The sequence below is a fragment of the Streptomyces sp. NPDC101234 genome, assembly GCF_044767525.1.
Lineage (GTDB): Bacteria > Actinomycetota > Actinomycetes > Streptomycetales > Streptomycetaceae > Streptomyces > Streptomyces sasae.
Genome location: NZ_JBIWOA010000100.1, coordinates 1 through 5,254 on the forward strand (window position 1 = coordinate 1; position 5,254 = coordinate 5,254).

4 protein-coding genes are annotated in these 5,254 nt (G+C 70.3%); 2 read left to right on the top strand and 2 right to left on the bottom strand.

What is annotated here, in order from left to right:
* Positions 1–101: 101 nt before the first annotated feature.
* Positions 102–494, bottom strand: coding sequence for a transposase (locus tag ACIRR9_RS55790; RefSeq protein ID WP_403769747.1), 393 nt, complete (start codon positions 492–494; stop codon positions 102–104).
* A 535-nt stretch (positions 495–1,029) separates the two neighbouring features.
* Between ACIRR9_RS55790 and ACIRR9_RS55795 the strand changes: the two genes are divergently transcribed.
* Both ACIRR9_RS55795 and ACIRR9_RS55800 read left to right on the top strand, forming a co-directional pair.
* The gene (locus tag ACIRR9_RS55795) at positions 1,030–2,298 is read left to right on the top strand and encodes an acetyl-CoA carboxylase biotin carboxylase subunit family protein (protein ID WP_403769738.1); all 1,269 of its coding nucleotides are present in this window, start codon (positions 1,030–1,032) and stop codon (positions 2,296–2,298) included.
* Positions 2,295–3,659 (top strand): acetyl-CoA carboxylase biotin carboxylase subunit family protein, encoded by a 1,365-nt coding sequence (locus ACIRR9_RS55800; protein ID WP_403769741.1) that lies wholly within the window; start codon positions 2,295–2,297, stop codon positions 3,657–3,659. The genes ACIRR9_RS55795 and ACIRR9_RS55800 overlap by 4 nt, the downstream gene beginning before the upstream one ends.
* Before the next feature lie 73 nt (positions 3,660–3,732).
* Here the strand turns inward: ACIRR9_RS55800 and ACIRR9_RS55805 are convergent, their stop codons facing one another.
* On the bottom strand, positions 3,733–4,983 hold the full coding sequence (locus ACIRR9_RS55805; protein ID WP_403769744.1) for an MFS transporter: 1,251 nt from the start codon (positions 4,981–4,983) through the stop codon (positions 3,733–3,735).
* Positions 4,984–5,254 lie beyond the last annotated feature (271 nt).

Sequence of the window (5,254 nt, forward strand, 5' to 3'; positions counted from 1 at the left end):
AATCCGGCCGCCCGCTTCCACACGGTGGAGCTGCTGGAACTCGTCGATCCGAAGGTGGTCGACGAGTGGCGCGGGACGCCCGAGACCGAACGGCCGGACAGCTACCGCAAGTTCAAGGACGAACTGACCGGACGGCTGATCGCCCGCCTGGAGGAACGCTGGCCCGCGATCCCGCCCGGCGCACCGGAGTATTGCCTCGCCGCCCCGACGGCGTCGGTCGAGGATTTCTCGTCCCCCGTCCCGTCCGCGATCAACACCGCGTCGTCTTCGGCGAGTTCACCAGCGGCCCAGGCTGCCGTCCGGTCGCGCACGGCGTCGTGGTCCCACACGCCGCGGGACAGGAAGTGCTGCAGCCGGGACGGCGACGTGTGCCCCAACGCCTCGGCGAGCGTCCAGCAGTTGCGGGTCTCAAGCCCCGTCAGTATCGCCTCGGTCATGTCCCTGGCCAGCAGCCGCGACTCCCGTCGCGGGAAACAGCCGGCCACCGCCGCCATCGCCGCCCTGAAACACTCGCTCCACACTCCACCGGCTATCGTGGCGCCTACGGCCACCGCGTCCTGATCTGTCGTCACAGACGATCATCATCGCAGTGGCCGTACTCGTTCCCACGGGCACCCCACCAGGCCGCTCACCAGCACGAATCCGTCAACGATCAAGAACTACAGCTGCCGGATCAGTGATCCACACCACTCAAACTTCGATGGCAAAAGCTCAAGGCTCGATGGCACAGGACACGCGTTCCACGGACACCCACGTGGTCGGCGAGGCCCGGCGCGCGGTCCGCGACGGGCGGTGGGTCCTGACCGTCCCCGGCCTGGACGCGGCCCTGACGATCACTCCTCGCATGCTGTCCCCCCGCACGGGTCGGCCACCCCGTCCGCACCGGCGTGTGTTCCGTGACGGGCACGCGTGCGGGACGTGACGTCGCCGGACACGGATACGCGGACATCGCCGTCCGCAGGTGAGGCCGGCCTATGTCTGCACGCCGGCCGCTCGAACATCGAAAGACCATTGATCAGGAAGACCGCCATGGGAATTCTGACCCTCTCCACCCTCAACACGGTTGTCGAGCGGGCACTGGCCCGCCACGGAGTCACGACGACGGTGATCACCCCGTTCCCGCTGCTGGACCGGCGGCGGGAGGCCGATCCGGACACCGAGTTCTTAGGCATCCACAAGTGGGCCGATCTACGGGAACTCCAGGACATCGCACACTCAGTGAAGAACGTGGACGCGGTGATGACCGTGGACGAGCAATGCGTCGTGGCCGCGGGATTCCTCAGGGACACGCTCGGAATCGGCGGCCAGTCCTATCGGGACGCGCTGAGGACGACCAACAAGCACCTCATGAAGGCGGTGGTCGCGGCCGGCCCGAACCCCGTTCCGGTGGCCGAGCACGAGGTCGCGCATACGATCGACGACGTGCGCGCCGCCGGCGCGCGGCTGGGCTACCCGCTGATCCTGAAGCCGCTGTCCGGATTCGGGGCCGTCTCCACCTTCAGGGTCGACAGCGAGGAACACCTCCTGGAACTCGCCTCGGAGAAGGCGTTCGAGCAGCAGGTGCCCGAGCCGTCGGGGCGGGCGTCGGCGTCGGCGGGCGTGTTCCAGGGGCTGCTGTCGAACGGGAGCGCCGGCTTCGTCGTGGAGCGCCGCATCGACGTGGCGAGTGAGTTCTTCTGCGAGATGCTCTGGTCCGGGGGCCGTCCCCTGATGACGGTCACGGCCCAGTACTCCGCACCCGTGCTCGACCTCGTCGGCAGGGCCAGCGGCCTGGTGACCCTGGACCCCCGCTCGGACGAGCACGCCGCCCTCGTGGACCTCTCCGTCAGGGCGTGCGCCGCGCTGAACCTCACGGACGGGTTCGCCCACTGCGAGGTCATGCGGGACTCCCTCGGACAGTGGTGGTTCGGCGAGGTCGCGGCCCGGCCGGGCGGCCAGGAGATCGGCGGTCTCACGTCGCGGCTCCTCGGCTACGACATCCACGACGTGATCGCGGCGATGGCCCGCGGCGAGCAGCCGAAGATCGGCAGCGTGTACCGCTGTCCCCAGCTTGCCAGTTCGGTCCCCCTTGTCCCCGTCGGCCGGGTGCTGCGGGTGCCCGACCGGGAGGACGTCCTCGCGTGGGACGGTGTCGTGGACGTGGAGATCATGTGCCGGCCGGGTGACGTGGGCTCCGGTTCGCACCACTCGACGGACGCGGCCGCCGCGTACATCTTCTTCGAACCGTCGTCGCCGCGGAACGCCCTTGCCGAGATGGCGCGGTTGGCGTCGTCCTTCACGATCGAGACCGCGGCATGAGCCGCGCCCAGGAAGGCACCCACCTCATGCACCCCCGGAATGCCACGCCCGAACCCCACGCGGAGAGCGCGGACTTGGACATCATCGTCCTGGACACCGGCAACCCCGTCCTGGCGGACGCCCTGCTCGCGCGCGGCCACCGCGTGTCCTTCGTCGTCCCGAACGCGAGCGCGGACCTCTACGGCGGCCGGTACCCGGGCGTTCCGGTCCACGGCGTGAGCAGGTGGGACGACCGGGAAGAGATGAGGCGGCTTGCCCGGGAACTGGGCTCCGTCGACGTGGTCACCACCATCGATGAGCAGGCCGTGGTGGCCGCCGCGGTCCTACGCGAAGCGGTCGGGGCGCCCGGTATGGGCGTGGACGACGCCCTCGCCTACACCAGCAAGGCCGTGGCCAAGCGGCGTTGCGCCGCGGCGGGCGTGCCCACGGCGGCCTTCCGCGTCGTGCGCCACGCGAGCGAGATCGCGGGGGTCGCCGAGGAGATCGGCTACCCGCTGATCGTCAAGCACGAGGCCGGCATCGGCACGCTCAACACCTTCACCATCCGCGGCCCCGATGACCTGGACCGCCGCCTGGCGGAGGGTGCGTTCGACGTGGCGGTGCACGACCCGCTGGGGCGGTTCAGCGCCGGGACCGTCGCCCGCAGCCTCCACGCGTCCGGCGGGTTCGTCGTGGAGCAGTACCTCGACGTGGCGGCGGAGTACTGCTGCGACCTGTACCGCTACGTGGACGAGGAGAGCGGGGAGGAGGAGATCCTCGTCGCCGCAGTGGGCAGGTACAGCGAGCCCTGCCTCCGGATCGTCGGCAGGGAGTGGCACCAGACGTTCCTTCCCCCCGGGAGCAGGGAGGCCCAGGAGGTCCGCGCGGTCGCCGTCCGAGGTGTCCGCGCGCTGGGGAAGCTGACCGGCGCGACCCACTGCGAGATCCTGCGGACGAAGGACGGCCGGCTCTGGTTCGGGGAGGCGGGCGCGCGGCCCGGCGGGGCCGGTATCTGGCACGCCACGAACGCGATGTACGGGCACGACGGCGTGGCGGCGCTGGCCGCGATGGCCGTCGGGCAGCGCCCGGAGATCCCCGCCGCGCCGGTGCACGACACGGTGGCCAACATCCTGGTCGTACCCGAGCCCGGAGTCGTGCGTTCCGCGCCGACTACAGAGGAGGTGCTCGGCATCCCCGGTGTGGTGGATGCCGACATCCGCCTGGTGGTGGGTGAGCCGGTACCGGCCGGGATCGGCACGATCTCGGCCGGCGGCAGGGTCGTCTACGTGCCGAGGGTTGCCGACGAGGTAGAGGCCGAAGTCGCCGAGTTGCGGCGGAAGTTGGGTATCACCGTCGAACGTGCCGAGGGGGCCGAATTCTGAACGTACCTGGGTGCGCCCTGAACGTGCCGGGGCGCGCCGGGCGTTTCCCAAGCGCGGGCGCCGAGCGTCGCGTTCACGTCGCAGTCGGCGTCGGCTCCGGGACGGGCGCCGCCGTCGGCCGCGTCCGGGCCGCCCTGCGCCACAGCAGCGCCGGCCACAGCCCCGCCGCCGTGGACGCGGCCCCCATCAGGGCCATGGCGGCTGCCGGGCTCTGCCATTGTGCGAGGAGTCCGGCCGCGCCGGTGCCGAGCCCCTGGACAGTGAGGTTCATGGCCGACGCCGTGCCCATCCCCTGGGCGCGGTGGTCGTCAGGCAGCAGTTCCACCAGCGTGGATACCGAGATCACCACCTGGATGCACCACAGCGCGTTGCCGACTGCGAACGCCGCCGCGGCCAGGCCGATGCCGCCGCCGGGGAGCAGGATGGCGACGAGCGGCAGCCCGGTGGTGAGGCACAGCAGCGCCAGGTGGTCCGCGTACCGGTGGGTCGGCACGAACCGGTGGAACGCCCACAGGCCGATCACCGCGCCTACACCCGTACTCGCCAGCAGGATGCCCACCCAGACGGATGTATGGCCGAGTTGGCTGACGTACGGCGCCGCCACGGCCTCGGGCGCGATGTAGAAGACGCCGAGCGACGCGGCGAGCAGGATCGCCCGCCGCCGTGGTTCGCCCCACAGGACGGTCAGCCCGCCCGCCATCGATCCGGCCTTCGCTGACGCCCTCGCAGCGGGCCGCGGCTTGACGAAGCACCCGTAGAGGCCGAACGCCGCCACGAACGTGGCGGAGTTGAAGGCGAGGCACACCTGCGGGCTCAGCTCCGCGGCGCACACGCCCCCGAAGGCGAAGCCGAAGATCTGCGCTGCCTGCGTGGTGATCTGCCGGACGGACATGCCGACCGGGTACTGCTCGGCGCTCAGGATCTCCCGCAGCAGGGTGAGTTGCGCCGCGGTGTACGGCCCACCGAGGAACGACGTGACGGCCACCAGCAGGCACAGAACGGCGAACGGGATCCCGGGGATCGCCATCGCGCCAACTGCGGCGGCCCGGGAGATGTCCACGGCCATGACGACGCCGCGGCGTGAGCGCCGGTCCGCCGTGTGCGACAGCGCGAGCGCGCCGAGCACCGTCGGCATGTAGGTGAGTGCGTACGCGAGGCCGGTCCAGGCCGCCGATCCCGTCCGGTCGAAGACGAGGATCGCCAGTGCGACGCGGGCGAGTTGGTCGCCGAAGTACGAGATGAGTTCGGCGACCCATGCGGCGCGGAACTCGGACGACGCGAACAGGGACCGCAGAGGGGACGTGCTGGGGGGAGGAGAGTGCACGGAAGTACCGTCGATTCTAGGCATTGCGCCCGAACAGGTTCCGGCGAAGCGAGTGGTGCCGATGGCGGCATCGCGCTTTGTCGGCTTCATGTCCGCATGCTGGTTCGCCGTGCTTGACAACAACGGAACTGGCGGTGAAGCGGCTCTCGTTGGGCGTCCGGATTTCTGTTCAGTGCTCGTCAAGTGACCGGTTCTACGCTGACCCGCGATCACCACTGAGAACACCGGATATCGAAGGGTGTTTACACCGATGACGACAACTCGCCGGGGG

What these genes read in the sequence shown, in the direction of transcription:
- ACIRR9_RS55795 (WP_403769738.1), top strand. Translation starts at nt 1,030, where the DNA reads ATGGGAATTCTGACCCTCTCCACCCTCAACACGGTTGTCGAGCGGGCA.
- ACIRR9_RS55790 (WP_403769747.1), bottom strand. Translation starts at nt 494, where the DNA reads ATGGCGGCGGTGGCCGGCTGTTTCCCGCGACGGGAGTCGCGGCTGCTG.
- ACIRR9_RS55800 (WP_403769741.1), top strand. Translation starts at nt 2,295, where the DNA reads ATGAGCCGCGCCCAGGAAGGCACCCACCTCATGCACCCCCGGAATGCC.